Source organism: Lentzea sp. NPDC005914, assembly GCF_040629405.1.
GTDB lineage: Bacteria > Actinomycetota > Actinomycetes > Mycobacteriales > Pseudonocardiaceae > Lentzea.
In genome coordinates, this window is sequence record NZ_JBEXVQ010000098.1 from 1 (window position 1) to 1,450 (window position 1,450).

Annotated in this window: 1 protein-coding gene; it reads left to right on the forward strand. The window is 68.4% G+C overall.

Features of this window, described 5'->3' with window-relative positions; genetic code table 11:
- Positions 1–220 precede the first annotated feature (220 nt).
- Positions 221–1,429 (forward strand): IS110 family transposase, encoded by a 1,209-nt coding sequence (locus ABZ345_RS47435; protein WP_359862363.1) that lies wholly within the window; start codon positions 221–223, stop codon positions 1,427–1,429.
- The last annotated feature ends 21 nt before the right edge of the window (positions 1,430–1,450 follow it).

Here is a 1,450-nt window from a genome sequence, read left to right on the forward strand (position 1 = left end):
CCCTAAGGTTGATGTTGTTCGGGGTTAGTGCTCCGGATGCCCAGTGCGATGGGGTGTGGCTGATGACTTGTTGCCGTGAGGTGGCTCCGAAGGAATGGCCGCCCCGTCGTTCTGGACGCCCTGGCCGCTGATTCAGATCTGGTGCGGACCGTCGCTGTTTAGGGACCTGCTGGCGGGGCTGTCCACGGGATTGAGTTGAGACAACTGGAGAAGGGGAACGATGGGTCGACCGCTGGTCTGGGTCGGTGTCGATGTCGGCAAAGCCACGCACCACGCGTGCGTGATGGACTCCGCGGGAAAGGTGGTGTTCTCGCAGAAGTTCGCCAACGACCAGGCCGCCATCGAGCAGCTCGTCGCCCGCGCCGGCCAGGCGGCCACTGAGGTGCGGTGGGCGATCGATCTGACCAGTAATGCGGCGGCGCTGCTGGTCGCGGTGCTGATCGCCGCGGGCCAGCAGGTGGTCTACGTGCCCGGCCGGGTCGTGAACCGCATGAGCGGGGTGTTCCGTGGTGAGGCGAAGTCCGACGCCAAGGACGCGCGGGTGATCGCCGAGACCGCCCGCATGCGCACCGACCTCACACCGGTCACGGCCACCGACGAGCTGGTGATCGAGCTGACCCGGCTGACCGCGCACCGTGAGGACCTGATGGCCGACTGGGTGCGCGGGGTCAACCGGTTGCGGGACATGCTGACCGGGATCTTCCCCGCGCTGGAACGCGCGTTTGACTATTCCACCCGCAGCGCCCTGGTATTGGTCACCGGTTTCCAGACACCGCAGGCGATTCGTGACGCGGGACAGTCCGGTCTGGACAATTATCTGCGTGAGCACGGCGCCTGGGCCAAGGGTGTTGCGGGCATGGTCGCCGACGCGCTGGCCGCCGCCGGGGCTCAGACGCTGCGGCTGCCCGGCGAGGCGACCACCGCCACGCTGATCGCTGACCTGGCCCGGCGGCTGCTCGACCTGGACCGGCGGATCAAGGACACCGACAAGCTGATCACCAGCAGGTTCCGGGCGCACCCGCAGGCGGAGATCATCGAGTCGCTGCCCGGTCTCGGGCCCATCCTGGGCACGGAGTTCCTGGTGACCACCGGCGGCGACCTCGCCGCCTTCGCCAGCTCCGGCCGCCTGGCCTCCTACGCCGGGCTGGTCCCGGTGCCGCAGGACTCCGGCCGGGTCACCGGCAACCTGCGTCGCCCGAAACGCTATAACCGCAGGCTGCGGCGCGTGTTCTACATGGCGGCCCTGTCCAGCCTCAAGGTCAGCGGCCCCTCCCGCGCCTTCTACGACAAGAAACGCGGCGAACGGCTCATCCACACCCAGGCGCTGCTCGCCCTGGCCCGCCGCCTGGTCGACGTGCTCTGGGCGCTGCTGCGCGACGGCCGGAAGTTCACCCCGACCGCGCCACAACCCGCTACCGCAGCGGCTTGACACGATCATTCAGATTCCTTC